Origin of the sequence: Blautia sp. BCRC 81119, assembly GCF_003184505.1 — a bacterium.
Classification (GTDB): Bacteria; Bacillota; Clostridia; order Lachnospirales; family Lachnospiraceae; genus Blautia_A; species Blautia_A fusiformis.
The window spans coordinates 134,429-156,038 of record NZ_QJHD01000002.1 but is presented as its reverse complement, the minus strand read 5'-3'; the positions used below and the strand labels follow the sequence as shown (position 1 = coordinate 156,038).

The window sequence follows — 21,610 nt, the reverse complement described above, 5'->3', positions numbered from 1 at the left end:
TATGTCTGACCCGGCGTTTTCCGGATCCGGGTATTTACGGATCTACTGGAAAAAGCTCTCCTCTTCTCCGCATTCCTTACCGTCTTTGATATAAACCCGCGGAACACGTTTACTGATCCCACAGACAAATTCATAGGAAAATCTTCCGGAAAGATCTCCCAGTGTCTCCACACTGATAAATTCCTCTCCATCTCTTCCCATCAGGGTGACCTCGTCCCCGGCCTTCACCTCCGGGATATCTGTGACATCAACCATAAACTGATCCATGCAGACCCGTCCGAGGATCGGAGCTTTTTTGCCCCGGATCAGGACCCAGCCCTTATTGGAAAGCTGTCTCGGATAGCCATCTGCATAACCTACGGGGATCGTTGCCATTCTGGTAAAGCGTTCTGTAACAAACGTTCCTCCATAGCTTACCGCTGTTCCACGTTCCACATTTTTCACATAGGATACATGACTTTTCAGCTCCATTGCAGGTGTCAGCTTCACAATATCACGTTCTACCTCCTCTGACGGATAAATACCGTAAATGGTGATGCCAGCACGAACGACATTGAGATTTGCTTCCGGAACACGGATGATACCTGCACTGTTGGAGCAGTGACGTACCGGAATATGAACACCTCTTTTTTCCAGAAGCTCTGCAAAACGGAGATAACGGTCCAGCTGCACCAGTGCAGGAGAACGGTCGGTCTCATCCGCCCTGGCAAAATGGGTAAACATTCCCTCGATCACCAGATTCGGGATTTTTGAGATTTTTTCGATCTTTATCGCATTTTCCGGAATATCCGCATATCCGATCCTTGTCATTCCCGTATCCAGAGCCAGATGAATATGTACATTTTTTCCAATGCGTGCACCTGCTTTTGCATATTCTGCCGCTGTATTAAGATCCGATATGGTGATTCGGATATCATTGGCTGCAAGTTCCTCATAATATTCCTCAAATACAAGGCCAAGGATCAGGACAGGCTTGGTGATCCCTGCATGCCGAAGTTCCAGTGCCTCCTCTGCAGTAGCTGTTGCAAATCCCCAGATATAGTCATAGTCCTGGATCAGACGGGCAATAGCTCTGGCACCATGGCCATAACCGTCCGCCTTGATCACAGCGATGATCTTTGTCCCTTCTTTGACATTTTTATGCATTTCCTCAAAATTGTGGGCAATGGCATCCAGTGATACCAGTGCTTTTACTCTCTCGTATTTTTTCATAATTCCGACTCCTCTTCACCTATAGCTAATGCCTTGGGCAGATATTCTATGATATCTCCTGCCAGCATACTGCGCTTTCCTTTTTCAGCGGCTGCAAGATCACCGCAAAGTCCGTGAAGATAAACACCTAACGCGGCCTTTAAAACCATGGGAGGCTGTTCCTCCGTTTTCAGATACATACATAACACTGCTGCCAGGATCCCGGAAAGCACATCTCCGCTTCCTGCAGTTGCCATTCCGGAATTACCGGAAAGATTCAGATACATCTGGCTTTTCTCATCTGCGATCACCGTACATGCATCCTTCAATACGCACACAGAGCCTGTTTCCGCAGCACATTTCAGTGCAATATCTGCGATCTCATGCTGGATCTCCTGGATCGTTCTGCCACTGAGCCGGCTCATTTCTCCGATATGCGGTGTCAGGACTACATGCTCTCCCAGATACTGATACCACTGTGGATGTGCAGCCAGAAGGTTCAGGCCGTCCGCATCCAGGATCAGCGGCTTTTTCTCCCGGGCAGCCGCCGTGAGAAACCACTGTTCTCTCTCACGGCTGGCCACTGATGTTCCAAGTCCCGGTCCGATCACGATCACATCACACCAGGATAGAAGCTGTTCATTGGATTCCTGATCAAAGCGGCTGCAGACCATAGCCTCCGGAAGGAGTATCTGCAGTGGGATCCTGTTGGCTTCCACAGTCTGGATCTTTACCATTCCCGCACCGGCACGAAGTGCTGCACTGGCGCTTAAATAAGCGGCTCCGCACATTCCCTCACTTCCGGTCACAAAGAGCACTTTTCCGAAGGTACCCTTGTTTCCGCCGGGATCACGTTCCGGAAACAGCTTCAGATCTTTATTTTCCAGACAGGCGGCAGATGCAGTCACAGCTTCTTGCTCATAGATCCCGATATCGGCGGTAACGATCCTTCCTGCATACAGTCTTCCCGGATAAAAGCAAAGACCTCTTTTCCGGTAGGCAAATGTGACAGTCAGATCGGCGCTGAAGGCAATTCCCATTTCCAGGCCAGTATCTCCGTTCACTCCTGACGGGATGTCAACTGCGATCTTTTTGGCCCTCGCACTGTTCATCTCATGGATGATATCAGCATAATGCCCCTCGATCGGACGCGTCAGGCCTACCCCAAACACGGCATCTACTATAGTAGTATATTCACTCCACTGCGGGTTATTCACCTCCGGGACACGATAACCGGAAGCGATCTTATACTGAAGAGCAGTCTCTCTGGTCATTTTATCTTTGTTTCCGACCATATAAAACTCTACCCGGATCCCCTTCAGATGGAACAATCTGGCAACAGCGATACCGTCACCGCCATTATTTCCGCTTCCGCAGACTACCAGGATCCTTTCGTCCTTCTGGAGATACTTTTCTGTTTCCTCTACCACCTTCAGTGCTGCCCGCTCCATCAGAACCTCGGAGGGAACTCCGATCTCACGGATCGTTGTGGAGTCCAGATCCTTCATTTCTTTGCAGGTAACAAGCTTCTTCATTCTGTCTTCTGCCTCCCCTCTGTCATAGAGAAAGCTGCCGTTTCCGGCAGCTTAACAATTCTTACTTATCCACATGTTCCTGCCTGTATTTACTGAGATTATAAGACAGTGTCATCAGACTCTCGGAAAGATGAACGTTCTCTACGATCACATCATCCGGTGTCTCAAGATCGAGATGTGCAAAATTCCAGATTGCCTTGATCCCGTTCTCCACCAGGATATCCGCCATTTCCTTGGCTTTATTCTTGGGAAGTGTCAGAATCGCGATCTCCACGTTATTCTCTCTCAGGAAAAACGGAAGCTCACTGAGCATTTGGATCTCAAGTCCACGGACTGCGATGCCCTCAAGCACAGGATTTACGTCAAAGATACCAACCAGCCTGAACCCGCGCTTCTCAAAATCCACATAATTGGCAAGTGCCTGTCCCAGATTACCGGCACCCAGGATGATCATCGGATGAACGGTATCCAGTCCCAGGATCTTACCGATCTCTGTATAAAGATAGTGTACATTATAGCCATACCCCTGCTGCCCAAAACCGCCAAAATTATTAAGATCCTGACGGATCTGAGAAGCTGTGGTATGCATCTTCTTACTTAATTCATTGGAAGAAATACGTTCTACATTATCTTCCATCAGCTCTCCTAAGTAGCGGTAATAGCGTGGCAGACGCTTAATCACCGCTTTCGAGATTTGTTTTGTCTCCACGATAGTTTTCCTCCTTACCTTACACTAGGTTAATTATAACGAATTGACATTTTCCTGTCAATTAAAGTTGTCTATTCTGTACAAATTTCTTTATATTTTTTCTAATAATTGATTTTTTCTTTGAAATCCCGGCAGTTTCCGTTATAATAGGTGGAGGATTTTTCCCTGTTCAGACATAAACAGGGGTGATTCTTTATACAGGAGGACAGTTTTTATGATTTTATCATGTCAGAATATATGCAAGGCCTTTGGCGAAAAAGTAATTTTAAATGATGCATCCTTTCACATTGAAGACCGTGAAAAGGCTGCTCTGATCGGCTGCAACGGTGCAGGAAAGACCACACTGCTGCGTATCATCATGCAGGAGCTTTCTGCTGATTCCGGTACCGTGGTGCTTGCCCGGGATAAAAATATCGGCTATCTTGCCCAGTACCAGGATATCCACGGACATCATACCATCTACGAAGAGCTTCTTACCACCAAGCAGCACATCATCGATATGGAACGCCGTATCCGCAATATGGAACAGGAAATGAACACGGTGACCGGTGATGAGCTGAACCGTCTGATGGAAACCTATACCCGCCTGACCCATCAGTTTGAGCTGGAGAACGGATACGCTTACAAAAGTGAGCTGACCGGTGTCTTAAAGGGTCTCGGCTTCACGGAGGAAGATTATGACAAGCAGATTGAAACTCTTTCCGGCGGTCAGAAAACCCGCGTGGCGCTGGGCAAGATGCTTCTTTCCAAGCCGGATATCCTGCTTCTGGATGAGCCAACCAATCACCTGGATATGGAAAGCATCTCCTGGCTGGAAACTTATCTTCTGAATTATCCGGGAGCTGTTTTTATCGTCTCCCATGACCGTTATTTTCTGGATAAGGTGGTCACCAAGGTCATTGAGATCGAAGCCGGACAGACCCGCGTATACAGCGGCAACTACTCTGCCTATGCTCTCAAGAAGGCTCAGCTTCGTGACGCACAGTACAAGGCATACTTAAATCAGCAGCGGGATATCAAGCATCAGGAAGCCGTTATCGCCAAGCTGAAATCCTTTAACCGTGAAAAATCCATCAAACGTGCGGAAAGCCGTGAAAAAATGCTGGACCGTGTACAGAGAATTGAAAAACCTCTTGAGCTCCAGGACCGGATGCGTATCTCGCTGGAACCACGGGTGTTAAGCGGAAACGATGTGCTCCACGTGGAAGCGCTTTCCAAGGCCTTTCCGGGACAGACCCTGTTCTCCGATATCTCCTTTGATATCAAACGCGGCGAGCGTGTGGCACTGATCGGAAACAACGGAACCGGAAAGACCACCATGCTGAAGATCATCAACGGTCTTATTGAGGCAGATGCCGGCAAATTTTCCCTTGGTTCCAAGGTGCAGATCGGTTATTACGATCAGGAACATCATGTTCTGCATATGGACAAAACGATTTTCCAGGAGATCTCCGATACTTATCCGACTCTCACAGAGACCGAGATCCGAAATATGCTTGCCGCATTTCTCTTTACCGGAGATGATGTTTTCAAGGAGATCTCCGCACTTTCCGGTGGAGAAAGAGGCCGTGTTTCCCTTGCAAAGCTGATGCTTTCCGAAGCCAACTTCCTGATCCTTGACGAGCCTACCAACCATCTGGATATTGCCTCCAAGGAGATCCTGGAGGAAGCACTGGTCAGCTACACCGGTACAGTCCTTTATGTATCCCATGACCGTTACTTTATCAATCAGACTGCGACCAGGATCATGGAGCTGACAAACCAGGCAGTGGTAAATTACATCGGTGATTATGATTACTATCTGGAAAAGAAGGAGGAGCTGACCAGTACCTATGCACCGGGAAGCACTTCTCCGGAGGCACCTGCAGAAGAAAAAGCGGTTTCCGAGAACAAGCTTTCCTGGCAGCAGATGAAGGAAGAACAGGCAAAGAAACGAAAACGGGAAGCCGAGCTAAAAAAAGTCGAAGCCCGTATCGAAGAGCTGGAAACAAGAGACAGCGAGATCGACGAAACCATGGTCCTTCCGGATGTCTGCACCAATGTAGCGGAATGTACAAAGCTGAGCCGCGAAAAAGCATCCATCGCTGAAGAACTGGAAGAACTTTATGAAAAATGGGAAGAGCTGGCCTGACGGTCAGCTCTTTTTTATCCCCTTATGTTTTTATGGAAGCAGCATGCCGAGATGCTGTTCAAAGCATACACCATCGTTACGGTCTGTTCCTTCCTCCACCGCATCCCGGATCGATGCCGAGATAAAATCCACGGCCAGCTCTGCACAGGTTTTCATGGAATATCTTTTTACCAGCCCTGCACTGAGCACGGATGCAAAAAGATCTCCTGTCCCGGAATAGCTTCCGCCGGATTTCTCTGCAAATACCCAGGAGCTGTTTCCGTTTTCCAGGACAAGATTCCCCATTTTCAGAGGCTGCCCCTCCTCCCTGTGATCCACTCCGGTGATCACAACGGCAGGAAGTGAAAATTTCCGGGCAAGTCCGCACCCGATCTCCCGGATTTCTTCCATCCGCCGGGCCTCTGATGCCTTTTGCAGTTCCTTCCAGATCTCCTCCATTTTTTCTTTTCCGTAGAGAAGAAGGAGGGCTTCCGTAAGGTTCGGTGTGATCACATAGGAACGACGTGTCAGTTCGCAGAACCGGCTACGAAGCTCTTCTGTATAGATCGGATAAACCGCGCCGTCATCCCCCATCACCGGATCTGTAAGGATCAGAGTATCCTTCCCTGCAAACGCATCCATAAATTTCAGGATCCTGTCTGCCTGCTTATCGTCAGAAAGAAATCCTGTATAGATCCCATCCGGGAAAAATCCTCTTTTTTTCCACTGCTCCATATATGGTTCCATATGCTCTGTGAAATCCTCACAGAAATAACTTTCATAACCGGTCTGGTTGCTTAAAACAGCGGTGGGAAGTGGACACGCCTGGACTCCCATCACCGAGATCACCGGGATCGCTGCTGTCAGTGAACATTTCCCCAGCCCGGAAAGATCATTGATCACTGCTATTTTTTTCATGGTAATTCTCCAGTCTTGAGTTTTTTTCTGTAATATTATAGAATGAACTGTCAGGTTTACGCAATCATTTTTGGAAGGAAATCATCATACTTATGTTAAATATATCTGCAGAACACAAAAAAGAACACCTTTATCTGGAGGTTTATCACTATTACCGGAAACTGATCCTGGAAGGCCGTCTCCTTCCCGGAAGCAAAATGCCCTCCCTCCGCAAATGCGCCCAGGAGCTGAAGCTGAGCCGTACCACCATCGAAAATGCCTATCTTCTGCTGGCAGCAGACGGCTATATCATCGCCAGGGCACAGAGCGGCTATTATGTCACCGGCATTGCTTCCAAGCAGCATCTGCTTACCCCCGAAAAACAGGATAAGGATATCACGCCCTGCCTTTATGATTTTGCTTCTTCCGGTGTTGACCGGGAAAGCTTCCGTTTTGATCTGTGGCAGCGTTACATCAAAAGTGCCCTCCGCCAGGGCGACCGTATGCTTTCTTATGGCGAACCCCAGGGCGAAAGCGATTTCCGGGAGGTTCTCGCAGACTATATCCGGGAACGCAGAAATGTGATCTGCTCCCCGGATGACATTGTAGTAGGGGCCGGTCTCCAGCCCCTTCTCCAGATCCTCTGCCCTCTGATCCATGAACGGAAAACCGTTTCGTTCCCCACACCATCCTTCACCACATGCAGCACCATCTTTCAGGATTACGGCTTTGATGTCCATTACCGGGACAAAAGCTGCGATGTGATCTATGTTTCTCCTGCTCACATGACGAAATGGGGCGAGATCATGCCGGTAAAACGACGCCTGGAGCTGATCCGTCATGCGGAGATCAATGACCATCTGATCATTGAGGATGATTTCGAAAACGAATTTGTTTATTTCCAGAAACCGACGCCTTCACTTTTCGGCCTTGCAGGTGGTGAAAACGTTGTCTATATCGGTTCCTTTTCCAGGCTGCTGCTGCCCTCCATCCGTGTCAGCTTCATGGTACTGCCGCGCTCTCTCCGGGAAAAATATACAAAAAAAGCAGCCTTTTATAATCAGACTGCTTCCAAGGCAGAACAGATTGCACTCTGCCAGTTTATCCGCGACGGGCATCTGGCTTCCCAGACAAGAAAGCTCCGCCGCCTTTATTCCCAGAAGCTGAAGGCTCTTTCCCAGGCTGTCCGGGAAACCTTCGGCCAGGACTGCCAGATCCAAACAGGAGCCGCAGGAACCAGCCTTGCCCTTACTCTTCCCTGTTCTCTCACAGGCAGTGAACTGACAGACAGAGCCCGGAACCGTGGTCTGGGACTGGAGGTTCTCAGAGAAAACGGAGCCGAGGTCACCCTGGTCCTCTCCTGCTCCTCCATTCCATCCAAGGATTTTCTGCCTGCCTGTCAGCTTCTGAAGGATGTTACCGGCTCCTAATCTCTCCGGTTATCGATCATGTAGAGCAGGGCATTTACAATGCACGCAGCAATATTGCTTCCACCCTTGCGTCCTTTTGCCACAATATAAGGCACATCTGCGTGCATAATCAGCTCCTTGGACTGCACAACATTCACAAAGCCTACCGGCACACCGATGATCAGCTCAGGAGAAAGCTTTCCGTTCTCAATAAGCTCATAAAGACGTACCAGTGCGGTAGGTGCGTTTCCAATGGCAAAGATCAGCTTTTTATCCATCTCTGCTGCCTTGTCCATGCTGGCTGTGGCTCTGGTAGTCCCGTTCTTTTTTGCAAGGGCTGCCACATCCTCATCGGACATGAAGCAGTAAGCCTCACCGCCGTAGCGGGCAAGTGCACGCTTGTTGATCCCAGCCTTTGCCATCTGGGTATCTGTGACGATGCAGGCGCCGTTGCGGATGGCGTCCATGGCCATCTCCACTGCCCCCTCCGAGAAGCAGAGATTTTTTGCATAATCAAAATCTGCGCTTGTGTGGATGCAGCGTTTTACGATCAGCTCTGTTCCCGGGATCAGGGGAGTATCCCCCAGCTCTTCTGTGATGATCTCAAAGCTTCTTTTTTCGATCTCCATGGGTTTTACATTTTCAAGCTCAACTTTCATTTCTATTCTTCCTCCGTAATCCCGTTTTCCAGTATCTCATAGATTTTTTTCATATCCAGATGCTTCCGCAGCTCTGCAGCCAGGATATCATACTGCTGTTCCTTAAATGCCGCAAAATCCACGCCTGTCATATTTTCCACATCAATACCTTTTTTCTCGCCGATCACGCGGATGATCGCCTCTGCAGATGCTTCCTTATCGAAAACGCCGTGGATATAGGTTCCGCACACATTTCCCGCAAAAGCACCCTCTTCTTTTTTCTTACCGCTGACGCTGTCTGTGATCTTCGTGGCTGTTCCTGCATTGTCCTTCAGGATGCTTTCGCCCATATGGATCTCATAGCCCTCGATCTCCGCACCGGAAAGAGGAGCAAACACACCGGACAGCTGACCGAAATGCCCCTGCACCCTGGTCCTGGTTTTCTTTTCGGCAAATACCGTTTCCATAGGAAGAAGTCCCATTCCTTTCATAGAACCGCCATTTTCAACTCCATGAGGGTCGCTTAAGGTTTCACCCAGCATCTGATAGCCACCGCAGACACCAAAGATCAGCTTGCCTCTGGAGGCTTCCTTAAGAACTGCTGCCTCCATTCCGCTTTCCCGCATCCAGATCAGATCACCCATGGTGTTCTTGGTTCCAGGAAGGATGATCATGTCCGGAGAGTGAAGATCTCTCGGGTGTTTTACATAGCGGAGAGAAACTCCGGGAATGCTCTCAAAAGGATTAAAATCCGTAAAGTTGGAGATCCTTGGTGTACGGACCACTGCGATATCAATGACACCGGCTTCCTGCTTCCGGTCAAAACGCTCCGTCAGGCTGTCCTCATCCTCCACCTGGATATCCAGATAAGGCGCCACACCCACCACCGGGATCCCGCTTCTTTCCTCAAGCATGACAACACCAGGGTCCAGAATAGTCTTATCTCCGCGGAATTTGTTGATGATCAGCCCCTTTACCATAGCCTTCTCATCGTCCTCCAGAAGCTCTACCGTACCGATCAGCTGGGCAAAAACACCTCCACGGTCAATATCTCCCACAAGAAGGACCGGTGCCTTGGCCATCTTTGCCATACCCATATTTACAATATCCTCATCCTTGAGATTGATCTCGGCAGGACTTCCCGCACCTTCGATGACAATGATATCGTTTTCCGCTGCAAGAGCGTTGTATGCCTTCATCACATCCGGAACCAGGGTCTTCTTATATTTGAAATAATCCCTGGCACTCATGGTTCCAAGAACCTCTCCGTTTACGATCACCTGGGAGCCTACATCATTGGTAGGCTTCAGAAGGATGGGATTCATCAGGACAGACGGCCGGATCCCGGCTGCCTCTGCCTGCATGACCTGGGCCCGTCCCATCTCAAGACCATCCTCTGTGATAAAGGAATTCAGTGCCATATTTTGTGATTTAAAAGGAGCCACACGATATCCATCCTGCTTAAAGATCCTGCAAAGTCCCGCAGCCAGTAGGCTTTTTCCGGCATTGGACATGGTTCCCTGTACCATTATTGCTTTTGCCATAATATACCTCCCTCAAGTACTTCGATCAGTTTTACATTTTCTTCATGGCGCTTTACCGCGATCCGGTAATACCCCTTTGTAAGACCCGGATAATTGCTGCAGTCACGGATCAAGATCCGCTTACGCAGACAGAAGTCAAAGAGCTCCTCCGGTCCTTTAAAGAAAATATAATTTGCTTCCGACGGAAATACTTTATACCCAATGCGGACCAGCTCATCCTTCAGCCACTGTGCCTCCCGAAAAACAAGCTGTCTTCCCTCCTCTACATATTCCGTCTCTGTAAGTGCCTGGAGCCCGGCTGCCTGGGCCATGGTGGAAACATTCCATGGCTGAACGCAGAGCTCCATCCTTTCCATCAGCTTTCTGTCAGAACAGAGGCCATAGCCTAGCCGCACACCGGCCATGGCATATCTTTTTGTAAATGCCTTCAGGATAAAAAGATTATTGAACCCGGAAAGAGAACGCTTCAGAGAATACTCTTCCGGTTCCTTTACAAAATCGAGGAAACATTCATCTACCACCAGCAGGATATCCAGCTTTCTGCATTTTTCCAGGATCCTTTTCAGAAGCCTGTGGGGGATCAGCATGCCGGTAGGATTGTTGGGGTTACATAAGAAAGCCATATCCAGTCCCTTATGGAGGATATCCAGATATGCTTCACTGAGCACAAAACCGTCATTTTCCGTCAGCATGTAATATTCTAGCTCACAGCCTGTGCTGGCCAGAGCCTGTCCGTATTCCGCAAAAGTAGGCGCCGGGATCAGAGCCCGCTTTGGCTTTACTGCATGACAAAGCGTAAAGATCACTTCTGCCGCTCCGTTACCGCATATTACCTCTTCCGCTTTTACCCCTTCCGATTCTGCGATCCTTTCCCTGAGAACGCCGCATCCCACCTGGGGATACTGTGCAATATGATCCAGACTGTGGATAATGGCCTGCTTCACACTTTCCGGTGTTCCCAAAGGATTCAGATTTGCCGAAAAATCCAGGCAGTCTTTATGTTTATATACGTCTCCTCCATGTATGTGTTTTGTCATTGGTCATTCTCCTGTCTGTATTTATTGTTACCTTAATAACCCGAACCGGATCCCCGCACTGAGCAGTCCAAATACAACCACACCCAGTATAGATGCCGCGTACATCAGTCGGTTAGCCCTTTTGATATCCTCCGGCTCCACCGGGCGAATCGGATCCCCGATCGTAGGTTTTTCATATAATTTCCCGAAATAATATGCATTTCCCGCAAGCTGTACATCCAGCGCTCCGGCCATGGCAGCCTCTGTCTGAGCAGAGTTGGGGCTTGCATGGTTTCTCCGGTCACGTTTGTAGATCTTTGCCGCGTTTTTTGTATCCATTCCTGTAAAAACAGTTCCTGCCACCATCAGCCATCCGGAAATCCTGGCAGGGATATAATTGGCCACATCATCCAGCTTTGCCGCAATACGGCCGAAATAAAGATATTTGTCATTTTTATATCCAAGCATAGAATCCATGGTATTGATACCCTTGTACAAAAACATCAGCGGCACCCCACCGATAGCCATATATAGCATGGGGGCGATCACGCCGTCGGATGCATTTTCCGCAACGGTTTCCACGGCAGCCTTTGTCACGCCGGTTTCCGTAAGCTCTCTGGTATCACGGCCTACGATCATGGACACCGCATAGCGTGCCTCGTCCAGAGTTCCGTTTTTCAGCCGGTCATAAACCTTCATACTCTCATCCTTCAGGGAACGGGTGGCAAGAAGCTGATAGCACCAGAAAACCTCCAGCACAAATCCGGCCACCGGCAGATACCGGTAAAGATAATAAAGCACCAGAAGCGGCACCCCGCCGCTGAACAGACAGACAAGCACTACGATCAGAAAGCCTCCTGTCAGCTCACCGCCGTGATTTTTCGGAAAAATCTTCCGGATCACCTTTTCCAGCACTGCAATCAGATTGCCGATGACACAGATCGGATGATAAAGCCATCTGGGATCTCCGATCAGAAGATCCAGCACAAATCCTATGACCAGTGCAGGAAGACTATATTTCAGCATCTTTTTTCTGCCTCCGTTCTTTCTTATATTCCAGTGCGTTCTTCAGAAAGCGTGCCGGAACCCTGGGATTTCCGTAATAATAAAGATGCGGAAATCCTGCCATCAGCCTGCCCCGGTCATGGATACAATCCCATCCTCTTTTAGATGCCGGCTTTGCCGCATGAAAATCCTCTCCGCAATCTGTAGAATCAAAGTAATGGAATTCATGAGCCGGGATCTCACCAAGTCCGGTATCCTGTTTTTCCGTAAGGGTGATATAGCCGAACCGGTTCAGCTTCGGTGTGCGGTAAGCCCTTCCAGGGATCACCCCGCAGACTCTGCGCTGCTTTCCTTCCATATCCTCCATCTCCTGATGAAGATACATGAATCCGCCACATTCTGCCAGACAGGGCATTCCGTCCAGGATAACTTCCCGGATCCGGGTGCACATTTCCTGATTTTCTTCCAGCGCCTCCCCGTTTAATTCCGGGTAACCGCCGCTTAAAAGAAGCCCGTCCAGATCCTCCGGAAGCTCTCTGTCATGAATGGGTGAAAAACGTACTAGCTCCGCTCCCATCTGCTCCAGAAGATTTAAATTATCCGCATAGAAAAAGCAGAAGGCTTCATCATCCGCCACACCGATCCGCACCTTTTCCTCTGTACGGTATCCGAAGGCAGTATCCTTCTGTATCAGCATTTCCGTCTCCGGTGCCGCAAGCTCCGGTGCTTCCCCTGCAAGCTCCAGGATCCCATCGATATCCAGGGTTTTCTCCAGTACCTCGGAAAGCTTCTGCAGACGGCTTTTCAGCTCCGGGATCTCCTCCGGAAGCACCAGCCCCAGATGACGGCTTTCGATCACACAGTCCTCCACCTTCGGAACATATCCCAGCACCTTTACGGAAAGCTCCTCTTCCAGAAGCTTCTTCATCCTGGGATACAGCATGGGAGACATCTGGTTAAAGATCACGCCGCAGATATGACTGTCCTTTTTGTATTCCAGAAAGCCCTTTACATAGGCAGCCAGGGAAACACTCATGCCACGGCTGTTTACGATCAGGATCGCCGGTGTATCTGTGGTGGAGGCCAGATCATAGGCGCTGGCTCTGGAGGTGATTCCTCCTACACCGTCATAATACCCCATGACTCCCTCCATCACTGCGATCTCACAGTCCGATGCGTTCTTTGCCAGAAGATACCGGGTTCTGTCTCCATCTGTAAAAAACGTATCCAGGTTTCGGGATCTTGTACCGATCACACGGCTGTGGAACATAGGATCTATGTAATCCGGGCCGCATTTAAAAGAAGCCACCTTAAGGCCACGGTTCACCAGCGCCTGAAGCAGCCCGCAGGTGATCAGGGTTTTTCCGCTTCCGCTGGCACCTGCCGCAAGAAGTATTCTCGGGATCTTCACCTAAATCTCCTCCCCTCTTCCGCTGCAGGAAATGATATAGATCGGATTCTCACCCATCATCATATGATACCTTCCGATAGATTTGGATCTTGCCGCAGACAGCTGTACGATATCCACATCCGTCAGGCTGAAATCTCGGATGGCATTCATGGCTTCCGTCACCGTCTCCAGCGTGATGCAGTTGATCACGATCCGTACTTTTGGATTTTTGTCCAGAAGAAGCCGGATGATCTCATTCATATTTCCGGAAGACCCGCCGATAAAGGCATGTGTCGGAACAGGCAGTTCCACCATCGCTTCCGGTGCAGTACCCGGCACGATCTCCAGATTGTCTGTGGCAAATTTCCGCCTGTTCTCCTTCAGAAGAGCAAGGGCATCTTCCTTTTTCTCGATGGCATAGACCTGCCCCTTCCAGGCACGAAGCGCCATCTCAACAGAAACCGAGCCTGTGCCCGCTCCCACATCATAGCAGACAGAATCCTCCTGAAGACGAAGCTTGGACAGAGAAACCGTACGCACCTCTTCCTTTGTCATAGGCGCCTTCCCACGGAGAAATTCCTCATCACAGATCCCGTGAACTGCAGGCAAAGGTAGTGCCTTTTCATTGCACGCAGTTACCACGCTTAACGCATCTCCCCGGTATTCTGTAAGCTCTGCCGCACTGGCATGAAAGATCTTTTCATTTTCGTAGGAAAGATTTTCTCCCACATAAAGGGTCACATCACCCATTCCATACGCAACCAGACGAGAAGCCAGACGAGCTACCCCATCCTCTGTTCCCAGAATGGAAAAAACCTTGGGGTTATGCCGGATCAGGGCAATCAGATTGCAGTCTCTTCCATGAGCGCTGACGATCCTGGCATCATCCCAGGAAAGACCGATCTTCGCCATAAAATAGACAACGGAAGAAATCCCGCAGATCACCTGGACATCACCATCCAGAAGATCGATCAGCTTCCTTGCGCCGCTGTAGAAGCCCACATCGCCGGAAAGGGCAATGGCTACGGTACGGTACTGTGGATGTGTCTTGATATACTCCACGATCTTATCACTGCGGTACTCATGGAGAACCATCTGCCCCGGCCTCTGTACGGCATCTGTCATACGCTTTGCACCGATCAGAAGCTCCGCCTCATCAAAGGCCTTCTTTCCTTCCAAAGTCAGGGTTTTTTCCGCACCCATGCCGATGCCTACAAGAGAAACCCTCTGTGACAGGGTAAGGCCGAACAACTTTGCCAGAAATACCCTTGCTTCCGGCAGGGACAGCCCCTCCTCCTGCAAAGGTCTTCCGATGATCACAGGTGTGACGCCGCAGCGCTGACAGGCCTCCATCTTTTCCGGGAATCCACCTGCCAGACCGGTATCCTTGGTGACCAGATAGCTGCACTGAAACTGTCGAAGCATGGCTTCGTTGATCTCTGTGGAAAATGGCCCCTGCATACCGATGAGATGCTTTCCCTCGATCCCCAGCTCCGCGCAGGAGCTGATCACGGAAGGGATGGACAGCACCCGGGCAAAAAGCCTCTCCTGGTAATCCGGGATCACTGTAAATTTAGACAGCTCCTTGCTTCCTGTGGTAAGAAAAATGTTCCCCTCTGTACCGGAAAGAAGCTCTGCCGCCTTCTCCGTGCTTTCCACATAGATGGCTTCCCTGTTCTTCTCCCCCTCCGGGCGAAGGACACGCTGATAGCGAATGCTTCCGTTCTCACAGGCAGTCCGGATATTTTTTGTCACCTCTGCTGCATAGGGATGAGTGGCGTCCAGAACGATCTCCGGCGCTTCCCTTCGGAAAAGCTCCTCCATATCTTCGGTTTTCAGCCTTCCGGCGCTGACATGGAGAAATTCATTTTCCTTCAGAAGGGAGCCGCCATATTCCGTAGCTGCACAGGCATAAACCGGAACATGATTTTCCGCAAGGAACTCACAGAGCGCATAGCCCTCGGTGGTCCCTGCAAAAACAATGGCTTTATACATTCTTATATCCCCTTGGTGTTACCATCTTGCCGTTTACATTCTTAGTCTGTGAATTTCCCACAAATACGGTAGTAAACATATCCACTTCTGTATCACGGAGCTCCTTCAGTGTCATAACCTGTGCCGTCTCGCCGTCACGTGCGATCTGGGCAACCGTGCCGCAGACAGTATCCGGGGACTTGTATTTCATCATCAGATCACAAGCCTTCTGAAGATAATCCTTACGTTTTCTGCTGGACGGATTGTAAAGGCATACCACAAAATCCGCCTGTGCTGCTGCCAGAAGCCTTGCCTCGATCTTCTCCCACGGAGTCAGAAGATCACTTAAGCTGATTAGGCAGAAATCATGGATCAGCGGTGCACCCAGCACTGCGGCGCCGCCTGTGGCTGCTGTCACACCCGGGATAATGGTCAGCTCCACATCCGGATAGTTTTCTCCCACCTCATACATCAGACCTGCCATGCCATAGACACCGGCGTCACCACTGCAGATCATGGAAACGGTTTTTCCTTTTTTTGCCTCGTCAAAAGCAAGTACACAGCGGTCTACCTCTTTTTTCATCGGTGTGGTCATGAACTCTTTGCCTGCAAAATACTCCTTTACAAGATCCACATACACCGTGTAACCGATGATCACATCACTTTCATTTAATGCACGGATCGCTCTTCCAGTCATCTGGTCATACGCACCCGGGCCAATTCCTACAACATAAATCTTACTCAAAACGTATCCTCCGATTTCCGGCTGCAAGGGCGGTGGTCACACCGTCCCGGCCTGTTTTTTTTCTGATCAGTGTACCCTGTCCGCAACCCAGAACCGCGCTTCTCTCACAGACATTCTCTACACCTGTTATCTTTTTTACAAATTGTGACGGGGTAAATTCACCCTGCACTGCCTTCAGCTCTTCCTCTGTAAAGGTCAGAAACGGAAGCTGCCAGGCTTCTGCCAGAGAAAGAAGTCCCACCTCTTCTTTCTTCAGATCGATACTGGCAATGGCTCTCAGTGCTTCTCTGTAAACATCTGATCCCTTCAGACATTCCTCTGCCGCCTTCCGGATGGAGGCTGCATCCTTTCCCCTGCGGCAGCCCATTCCCAGAACTGCAGCGGGCGGCACCACATGGACTGTATTTTTAAAGGGCAGGCAGCCTCTGTGGATCGTCACCGCAATACCTGTTTCCGGTGCCTCACCGGCTATCTCACCCTTCTCCGGATCCGCTGCAGCTGAGAGCCTTCCGTCCTTCCCGCAAAGCACCAGACCCTCCGGCAGCTCCCCGTCCCATGGAAACTCACTGTAAAAGCCAACGCTCTCTCCCGCAAGAAGGGCCGCAGAAGCCTCCTTTGCAGCCTTCATATGAAAAATAGCACAGCCATTCTTTTTTGCAAAAACATCCACTGCAAAACGGCTGTGAAGATCTGTGGCTGTTGTCACAACCGGCACCGCCTTAAGATATCCGGCACAGCGAAGAGCCAGCTCATTGGCTCCGCCCAGATGTCCGGAAAGAAGAGCAATGACAAATTTTCCGCACTCATCAATCACCAGCACAGCCGGATCCGTCTTTTTTCCGGCAATGTAAGGTGCGATACTGCGCACTGCGATCCCGCAGGCACCAACAAAGATCACGCCCTCTTTTCCTGCCTGGAACTGTTCCCCTGCCCACTGGGAGGTGGAAACAGAGATCGGATCCGGAAGGTACCGGCTCTTTTTTGCAAGGGTGACACTCTCACCCTCTTTTTCCAGAGCCCTCTGAAGCCTTTCCCCTGTCTCCAGCCCTGTCATACTGAAGCAAATGATGGAAATGTTCATATTTTATTTCGTAGCCTCACGGAACTCTGTGGTAAAGCCCGGATCATACAGCTTGGATCTGTCATAGCTTGCAGCATTGACCGCATCACCTACCAGCATAAGCGCTGTTTTTGTGATCTTGTTCTCTTTTGCTGTCTGGGCCAGAGTACCCACTGTACAGATAAACTTCTTCTCATCGGGCCAGGTTGCCTTGTAGACGATGGCAGCCGGTGTATCCTCACGGTATCCGCCCTCCACCAGTCTGCGGCTCAGCTCCTCCAGCATACCTGTACTGAGGAAAATAACCATAGTCGCATTATGAGCGGCAAAGGACTGAATACTCTCTTTTGCCGGCACCGGTGTCCTTCCTTCCATTCTTGTGATGATCACACTCTGGGAAATATCCGGAAGTGTATACTCCAGGTTCAGTGCAGATGCAGCTCCGCAGAAGGCACTGACACCCGGGCAGGAATCATAGGGGATTCCCTTTTCATCCAGGATATCCATCTGCTCACGGATCGCACCGTAGATACATGGATCGCCGGTGTGGAGACGAACGGTCATCTTACCCTCAGCCTCTGCTCTCTCCATAACAGAGATCACTTCCTCAAGGGTCATCTTTGCACTGTTATGGATGGTGCACACATCCTTGGAATACTCCAGAAGCTGGGGATTTACAAGAGATCCCGCATAGATGATCACATCTGCCTCTTCCAGATACTGTTTACCTCTTACTGTGATAAGATCCGGTGCTCCCGGACCTGCTCCTACAAAATGTACCATAATCTATTCCTCTCTTCTGTCTTTGTTTTCTTTGATAATGATCAGGGAATAATATCCTGCATCCTCAGGGATCTCCTCCACGGTCCGGTAGATCTTTTCATCCGGCATTCCGCAGTTTTCGATCATCATGGCCTCTGCCCCCTGGGAAAGAAGCTCGGCCTTCACATCCTTCATCTTCTTTCCGGCCTTCATAAGGACCTTGGTACCGGAAAGCTTCAGCGCATCTTCGATCTGATAGGAAGCCGGGATCACGTGAAGAGGCTCTGCCTTCTCCACAAGTCCGGTGTTCAGACGGGCGGAAACTGCACAGAAGGATGTGATGCCACAGACGATCTCCGTCTCATAGCCCTGAGCCACAAGTCTGTGATGGATATAGAGATATGTGGAATACACGGTAGGATCTCCCAGTGTGAGAAATACCACATCTTTCCCCTGGTCCAGGACAGCCTTGACTTTTTCTGCTCCTGCATCGTGATAGCTCTTCAGCACCTCAGGATCCTTGGACATTGGAAAAGGAACTGCAAGAAGCTCCTTCTTTCCAAGCTCCGGATAAGCCCCCTCCACGATCTTAAACGCTACCGTATCCTCCGGAACCTGTCCCGGAAGTGCGATCACCTCTGCCTCCTTTACAAGACGAAGTGCTTTTAAGGTAAGAAGCTCCGGATCTCCCGGTCCTACACCTACACCATATAATTTACCTGCCATATTTCTTTCCTCCTAACTATATTTTCCAGACAGGATAAAACCTGTCTGTTATTTATATCAAATTTTGTCCCCGGATCAAAAATCTCCATCCGGATCAGGGTTTCACGCATGAAATATCATCCACCCCGACTGCCTGCTCCTGTATCTTATGGATCAGCTCCTCTGCATCCCGGGTCTGCCCCAGCAGTCCGTATACATTGGAAAACACCACAGCACCCAGAAGGATCTGCTCATAGGATCTGTGGTCCAGATAAAACTGAATCTTCTCCATGACCACAGCCATAGTCTCTTTCAGGATACCATAGCTGTCAAGAACAGCCAACGCCTCATCGGTAGTCCCCGCCTCCAGGATCTCTCTGGCACATTCCAGAGAGCCCCCTGCACGGATAGCACTTGCACAGAGAACCTCCATCCTTCCATCAGCACAGTGGGAATGGGTATTCATGATCCCGGCGGCAACCTTTACAAACTTACCGATATGAGCCACAAAAAGAATGCCCTTTACGCCCATATCAATGGCCATGTCAATGGTCTCTCCTACATAATTGCTGCACTTGATATTGTTCTCAAAGGGAATAGACATATGCTCTCTGAGATAATCCGCACCGTAATTCCCCGGTGTCACCAGGATATAGTTTTCTCCCTGGCAGAAATGCTGCTTCATCTCCACATGGATGCTTTCGATCAGAGCCTTCTCACTCATGGGCTCTACGATCCCGCTGGTTCCAAGTATGGAGATCCCGCCAAGAATGCCAAGACGGGGATTAAAGGTTTTCTTCGCGATCTCTTCCCCCTGAGGGACGGATACGGTAAGCTTCAGACCGCCCTCGTAGTCATATTCCTGGGCCGCCTCTTCGGCTTCCCGCAGGATCATGGCTCTGGGAACCGGATTGATTGCCGCTTCCCCCACGTTCTGGGAAAGTCCCGGCTTGGTGACACGCCCCACACCGATCCCACCGTCCAGGATGATCTGAGGCCAGGATTTCTCTGTTTTCTGCTGCTGCCCGGCCTGTTCTGCCGCTGAGATAGAAAACTTCTCCGCTTTTACATAGACCAGGATCCCGTTGGTGGTATCCGGATCATCCCCTGCATCCTTCTGTACCGCACAGGAGACATAGGTTTCGCCCCGGGTAATATCGTGAAGCTGTAACGTGAGGGTGATCCCCTTTGGGGTATCAAGCTCTACCTCGGAAAGAGTCTCTCCCGAAAGCAGCATCCGGACTGCACCTCTGGCTGCCCCGGCTGCACAGGAGCCTGTTGTGTAGCCATAACGGAGGCGCTTGTTGTTTTTTATGACATACTGGTCTTCCAGTCCATTCTTCATATATACGATGCCCTCCTTTTCAGATTACCTTGTGCTCCAGCCATTTGCGGCTGTGGAAACGCCAGGTAAAAATGATCCCACGAACAGTCCAGTCTGCAAACATTCCGATCCAGACACCCATAGGCCCGAAGCCCAGGACACGGATCAGGAAAACACAGAGACAGAACCTGCATGCCCACATGGTACAGCAGGAGGTGATCATGGAAAACTTCACATCACCGGCTGCACGAAGACCATACCCCGGCACGAACGCCATTGTCCATACCACAGGCTTTACGATGGTGATCCATGTGATCATGTGGATGCACATTTCCGCACTGGTACTCTCCATTCCGCCAAGGATCGTCACCGGTCTGACCAAAATATACACGATCAGACAGCTTACGATAATAACTGCCTCTGCAATGACGCAGAGTTTTTTTATGTAATAGACCGCCTCATCCTTGCGGCCGGCACCAAGACACTGGCCTACGATGGTCATCAGGCCCACACCTACTCCGATGGCCGCGATACCATTCAGGTTCTCAAGGATATTGGTCATTGCCTGCGCTGCGATGGCTGCTGTTCCCAGTGTGGAAACCGTAGACTGGATGGCAAGCTTTCCAAGCTGAAACATACTGTTCTCAATTCCCGAAGGGATCCCTAGTCCCAGGATCCGTCCGATCATGCTCCAGTCCGGACGGATCTTCAGGTAATCCTTCACAACGACAGGCTGACGATCCTTACGCAGCTGCCAGAGAACAACCACTGCACAGAAAATACGGGAAACCAGTGTGGAGATCGCCGCTCCTGCAACACCAAGGTGGAAAACCCAGATCAGAACCGCGTTTCCGCCAATGTTCATGATATTGGAGATCATGGAGATGGCCATAGGCCCCTTGGTATTCTCCTGGGCACGAAAGATCGAAGCCGCAGAATCATAAGCCGCAATAAAGGGGAATGACAGTGCCGTGAAAAAGAAATAAATTTCCGATGCACGCATAACATCCGCATCCACTGCACCGAAGATCAGCCTCAAAAGCGGCTTCTGAAAGATCAGACAGACTGCAGACACCACTACAGAGATCGCTGTGATGATAAAAAGCACCTGCCTGGCAGACATATTCGCCTTCTCATAATTCCTCTGTCCGATATACTGGGCACAGACAATGGCGCCTCCCGCTGCCAGCGCCGAAAAAGCCTGGATCAGAAGCACATTGATGGAATCCACCAGCGATACCGCAGAAAGAGCCGCAGATCCCACATTGCTGACCATCATGGTATCTGCGGTTCCCATTATCGAATTCAAAATCTGTTCCAGCACTACCGGCACCAGAAGATTACGGATCATCCGGTTGGTAAACATATGCTGCTGTTCCATTGTTACATCCTCCGCCTCACTTATTTATGACCTGACAAAGCAGAAAAAAATCGTCTGTATTTTATCAATCACACTTTCTCTGACATTATACCCTTTTCCCGCTCTTTTTCCAATATATTTTCTGTGTTTTTTGTACAAACTGCAAAATGCCGCAGGCGCGAAACCTGCGGCAGTCTTTGTTTTATATAATCTTCTTTAAGTAATGGCAGCTCATT

At 49.9% G+C, this 21,610-nt stretch carries 18 protein-coding genes; 2 read left to right on the top strand and 16 right to left on the bottom strand.

Annotated features, from left to right (window positions below; all coding sequences use genetic code 11):
- Nucleotides 1-42: 42 nt before the first annotated feature.
- The 3 genes from alr to DMI82_RS01755 all read right to left on the bottom strand — a co-directional run bounded on the left by alr (nucleotide 43) and on the right by DMI82_RS01755 (nucleotide 3,435).
- Entirely contained in the window at nucleotides 43-1,212 is a 1,170-nt protein-coding gene (gene alr, locus DMI82_RS01765; protein ID WP_110102265.1) for an alanine racemase, read from the bottom strand.
- Nucleotides 1,209-2,726, bottom strand: coding sequence for a bifunctional ADP-dependent NAD(P)H-hydrate dehydratase/NAD(P)H-hydrate epimerase (locus tag DMI82_RS01760; protein WP_021650557.1), 1,518 nt, complete (start codon nucleotides 2,724-2,726; stop codon nucleotides 1,209-1,211). Before DMI82_RS01760 ends, alr begins: the two co-directional genes overlap by 4 nt.
- A gap of 61 nt (nucleotides 2,727-2,787) precedes the next feature.
- The gene (locus DMI82_RS01755) at nucleotides 2,788-3,435 is read right to left on the bottom strand and encodes a redox-sensing transcriptional repressor Rex (protein ID WP_021650558.1); all 648 of its coding nucleotides are present in this window, start codon (nucleotides 3,433-3,435) and stop codon (nucleotides 2,788-2,790) included.
- Between the two features lie 214 nt (nucleotides 3,436-3,649).
- On the opposite strand from DMI82_RS01755, the gene abc-f reads away from it, so the two are divergent.
- Complete coding sequence (gene abc-f, locus DMI82_RS01750; protein WP_110102263.1) at nucleotides 3,650-5,566, top strand: ribosomal protection-like ABC-F family protein; 1,917 nt, start codon at nucleotides 3,650-3,652, stop codon at nucleotides 5,564-5,566.
- 30 nt (nucleotides 5,567-5,596) lie between these two features.
- Here abc-f and DMI82_RS01745 read toward each other — a convergent pair whose 3' ends face one another.
- Nucleotides 5,597-6,463, bottom strand: a complete 867-nt coding sequence (locus DMI82_RS01745) for a pyridoxamine kinase (RefSeq protein ID WP_015524819.1) — start codon at nucleotides 6,461-6,463, stop codon at nucleotides 5,597-5,599.
- A 92-nt stretch (nucleotides 6,464-6,555) separates the two neighbouring features.
- Here DMI82_RS01745 and pdxR point away from each other — a divergent pair, with 92 nt between their 5' ends.
- The gene (gene pdxR, locus DMI82_RS01740) at nucleotides 6,556-7,872 is read left to right on the top strand and encodes a MocR-like pyridoxine biosynthesis transcription factor PdxR (RefSeq protein WP_110102261.1); all 1,317 of its coding nucleotides are present in this window, start codon (nucleotides 6,556-6,558) and stop codon (nucleotides 7,870-7,872) included.
- On the opposite strand, the gene DMI82_RS01735 is transcribed toward pdxR, so the two are convergent.
- The 12 genes from DMI82_RS01735 to DMI82_RS01680 all read right to left on the bottom strand — a co-directional run bounded on the left by DMI82_RS01735 (nucleotide 7,869) and on the right by DMI82_RS01680 (nucleotide 21,395).
- On the bottom strand, nucleotides 7,869-8,510 hold the full coding sequence (locus DMI82_RS01735) for a precorrin-8X methylmutase (RefSeq protein WP_015524817.1): 642 nt from the start codon (nucleotides 8,508-8,510) through the stop codon (nucleotides 7,869-7,871). The genes pdxR and DMI82_RS01735 overlap by 4 nt on opposite strands.
- Before the next feature lie 2 nt (nucleotides 8,511-8,512).
- Complete coding sequence (locus DMI82_RS01730) at nucleotides 8,513-10,033, bottom strand: cobyric acid synthase (RefSeq protein WP_021650563.1); 1,521 nt, start codon at nucleotides 10,031-10,033, stop codon at nucleotides 8,513-8,515.
- Nucleotides 10,018-11,070 carry a threonine-phosphate decarboxylase CobD gene (gene cobD / locus DMI82_RS01725; RefSeq protein ID WP_110102259.1) on the bottom strand — a complete coding sequence of 351 codons (1,053 nt, stop codon included), beginning with the start codon at nucleotides 11,068-11,070 and terminating at the stop codon, nucleotides 10,018-10,020. Before cobD ends, DMI82_RS01730 begins: the two co-directional genes overlap by 16 nt.
- Before the next feature lie 27 nt (nucleotides 11,071-11,097).
- Nucleotides 11,098-12,075: an adenosylcobinamide-phosphate synthase CbiB gene (cbiB, locus tag DMI82_RS01720; protein WP_015524814.1), complete on the bottom strand. Its 978-nt coding sequence runs from the start codon at nucleotides 12,073-12,075 to the stop codon at nucleotides 11,098-11,100.
- Entirely contained in the window at nucleotides 12,062-13,465 is a 1,404-nt protein-coding gene (locus tag DMI82_RS01715) for a cobyrinate a,c-diamide synthase (protein WP_110102257.1), read from the bottom strand. Before DMI82_RS01715 ends, cbiB begins: the two co-directional genes overlap by 14 nt.
- The gene (gene cobK, locus DMI82_RS01710) at nucleotides 13,466-15,439 is read right to left on the bottom strand and encodes a precorrin-6A reductase (RefSeq protein ID WP_110102256.1); all 1,974 of its coding nucleotides are present in this window, start codon (nucleotides 15,437-15,439) and stop codon (nucleotides 13,466-13,468) included.
- On the bottom strand, nucleotides 15,432-16,163 hold the full coding sequence (gene cobJ, locus DMI82_RS01705) for a precorrin-3B C(17)-methyltransferase (protein WP_021650567.1): 732 nt from the start codon (nucleotides 16,161-16,163) through the stop codon (nucleotides 15,432-15,434). The genes cobK and cobJ overlap by 8 nt, the downstream gene beginning before the upstream one ends.
- Nucleotides 16,156-17,244, bottom strand: coding sequence for a cobalt-precorrin 5A hydrolase (locus DMI82_RS01700; protein WP_110102254.1), 1,089 nt, complete (start codon nucleotides 17,242-17,244; stop codon nucleotides 16,156-16,158). Before DMI82_RS01700 ends, cobJ begins: the two co-directional genes overlap by 8 nt.
- A gap of 3 nt (nucleotides 17,245-17,247) precedes the next feature.
- Nucleotides 17,248-18,006 carry a precorrin-4 C(11)-methyltransferase gene (cobM, locus tag DMI82_RS01695; RefSeq protein WP_015524810.1) on the bottom strand — a complete coding sequence of 253 codons (759 nt, stop codon included), beginning with the start codon at nucleotides 18,004-18,006 and terminating at the stop codon, nucleotides 17,248-17,250.
- Between the two features lie 3 nt (nucleotides 18,007-18,009).
- On the bottom strand, nucleotides 18,010-18,711 hold the full coding sequence (gene cobI / locus DMI82_RS01690; RefSeq protein WP_092069119.1) for a precorrin-2 C(20)-methyltransferase: 702 nt from the start codon (nucleotides 18,709-18,711) through the stop codon (nucleotides 18,010-18,012).
- Nucleotides 18,712-18,805: 94 nt separating this feature from the next.
- Nucleotides 18,806-20,035 (bottom strand): cobalt-precorrin-5B (C(1))-methyltransferase CbiD, encoded by a 1,230-nt coding sequence (gene cbiD, locus DMI82_RS01685; protein WP_110102252.1) that lies wholly within the window; start codon nucleotides 20,033-20,035, stop codon nucleotides 18,806-18,808.
- A gap of 19 nt (nucleotides 20,036-20,054) precedes the next feature.
- Nucleotides 20,055-21,395 carry an MATE family efflux transporter gene (locus DMI82_RS01680; RefSeq protein WP_110102250.1) on the bottom strand — a complete coding sequence of 447 codons (1,341 nt, stop codon included), beginning with the start codon at nucleotides 21,393-21,395 and terminating at the stop codon, nucleotides 20,055-20,057.
- Between the last annotated feature and the right edge of the window lie 215 nt (nucleotides 21,396-21,610).